The 2,443-nt window shown below is 31.1% G+C and carries 2 protein-coding genes; both read left to right on the forward strand.

The features are described from left to right. Nucleotides 1–249: 249 nt before the first annotated feature. On the forward strand, nt 250–450 hold the full coding sequence (locus HMPREF2597_RS00150; protein WP_044466700.1) for a hypothetical protein: 201 nt from the start codon (nt 250–252) through the stop codon (nt 448–450). Nucleotides 451–649: 199 nt separating this feature from the next. Further along, complete coding sequence (locus HMPREF2597_RS00155) at nt 650–1,648, forward strand: protein rep (RefSeq protein ID WP_083319028.1); 999 nt, start codon at nt 650–652, stop codon at nt 1,646–1,648. The last annotated feature ends 795 nt before the right edge of the window (nt 1,649–2,443 follow it).

Genomic DNA, 2,443 nt, shown 5'->3' on the forward strand with positions numbered 1-2,443 from the left:
CGCATTTATGCCGAGAAAATTTATTGCTATTGAGAAGAACCCTTAACTAAACTGTAGCGACGAATGTCGGCATAGCGTGAGCTATTAGTCCGACGAGTCGACAGTTTTCGGGTTTGTTAAGGGTTCCGAGGCTCAATGGCAATAAAGCAATTGGAATAAAGCAATTTAGAAACTTACAAATCTGTTAGTTTTCTTATTCTTTTACATTGTTACTATTGACTTAAACAATGTTTAAGGAGGTAAAAAATTATGATTTTAGACTTTTTAGGTTATGTATTTGGAATAGGGTTTATTGTATTTGGAATTTCTGCTTTGGTTCTTTGGGGAAATGAAATTTATAAAATTATAAGTAAAAGTAATAAAAGAGTTAGTTATAAAAAGAGTATTTATTGTGCTGCGATAGCTATTATATGTGCTTTAGTTTTGATTATTACATCTAATGTTTTTTAGGTTTTAGAAACGAGTTGAAAACGAGTTTCTTCTTGTCTTGATACTATATAGAAATAACAATCTTTTTGAAATCGCTCGTCAAATGTTGATGTGAGAGTGTTTGAGCTGTTTTTTATGCGTGAAAGAAATTTTTGACATAAAGAAACCCCTGTATTAAGATTTAATTGTCTAGAAAAAACCAAATACAGGGGGCTCTTATATGCATTTTTATACTACAGGATATATAGACGAAAATCAAGATAATGAAACATTAAAAGATATGACTAAAAGTGGGAAACAACGCCCATGGAAAGAAAAGAAAATTGATAATGTGAGCTATGCAGATATACTGGAAATTTTAAAAATTAAAAAGGCTTTTAACGTAAAACAATGTGGTAACGTCTTAGAGTTCAAGCCAACTGATGAAGGTTATTTGAAGTTACATAAGACATGGTTTTGTAAATCAAAATTATGCCCAGTTTGTAATTGGAGGCGTGCTATGAAAAATAGTTATCAAGCTCAAAGAGTGATTGAAGAAGTGGTTAAAGAAAAACCGAAAGCGCGTTGGTTGTTTTTAACTCTTTCAACAAGAAATGCGATAGACGGAGATACTTTAGAACAAAGTTTAAAACATTTAACAAAAGCTTTTCATAGATTAACTAAATACAAAAAAGTTAGTAAGAATTTAGTTGGTTTTATGCGTTCAACTGAAGTTACAGTTAATGAGAATGACGGAAGTTATAATCAACATATGCATGTTTTGTTATGTGTTGAAAATGCGTATTTTAGAAAAAAAGAAAATTATATTACGCAGACTGAATGGGTCGATTTATGGCAAAAAGCATTACAAGTAAATTATCGACCCGTAGCAAATATCAAAGCGATCAAACCAAATCAAAAAGGCGATAAAGATATTCAAGCAGCAATCAAAGAAACCTCTAAATATTCGGTTAAGTCATCTGATTTTTTAACTGATGATGATGAAAGAAATCAAGAAATCGTGAATGACTTGGAAAAAGGTTTATACCGAAAACGTATGTTAAGTTACGGTGGTTTACTTAAACAAAAACATAAACTTTTAAATTTAGACGATGCCGAAGAAGGTAATTTAATTCAAACGAGCGATGAAGAAAAAACGACTGAAGAAGAACAAAAAGCCCATTCAATTACGGCTATTTGGAATTTTGAAAAACAAAATTATTTCTTAAAAAATTTGTAACGTTAGCTTATCAAAGCTAGCGTTTTTTTATGCTTTTTTGCCCCTGCAGGAACTATAGCGTTCAACCGGCATGGTTGCCCAGTTTTTATGCCAATTTTTAAATTTGCATGTAGATGGGCAGTGTCTCAAAAATTCGACACTGGTTTTGCTCAAATTTTTGTTTGTGAAAAGCAATTATTTTTATTTGGCTCTCATTTGCGTTTTAAGAGCCGATATAGGTTTTTAGGTATAAAACTATATAAATAACCCCTAATTCTTTAAAATGCCCCCTTAAAATTCAAAATAAGGGCATAAAAAATAAAAGCTACCCCAGATAAAGTGAGGTAGCTTTTTCTTTCATACGGTCTATTTATTTTTCTTTCGACGCCGTATCGTCGATGTAATTCAAAAAAGTTATGGGCTATAAATCTACATCACTTTTTCAAGAATGTAGTAGCAATATTCAAGACAAATTAATTTTTATAACTGCTCGGAATATCTCAAGCCGTTTCTTTAATTTTGAAATAAAAAAATCGACGAAGGTCGATTATGGTTTTTGCACGCGTTCTTTTAGAACGCATAAGTGCGCCCTTACGGGAATTAACTAGATTATAACGTTGGAAAATAGACCTGTAAAGCGATAAAACTTTTGATAAAATTTACTAAAAAAGGAGTCGTTTTTTATGAATGTTACTTTGTTTTTGATAATCGTTATTTGTTGTGGTTTGTTACCGATTATAATTTCAGCAAATGAAAAAAATAAGAAGAATAAAAAGAAGTAGACCACGCATTTATGCCGAGAAAATTTATTGCTAT

Origin of the sequence: Staphylococcus sp. HMSC063A07 (genome assembly GCF_001836955.1) — a bacterium.
Taxonomy (GTDB): Bacteria; Bacillota; Bacilli; order Staphylococcales; family Staphylococcaceae; genus Staphylococcus; species Staphylococcus lugdunensis.

Bases quoted from the DNA above. Each gene is read 5' to 3' on its own strand.
- HMPREF2597_RS00150 (WP_044466700.1), top strand. From the start codon at position 250: ATGATTTTAGACTTTTTAGGTTATGTATTTGGAATAGGGTTTATTGTA.
- HMPREF2597_RS00155 (WP_083319028.1), top strand. From the start codon at position 650: ATGCATTTTTATACTACAGGATATATAGACGAAAATCAAGATAATGAA.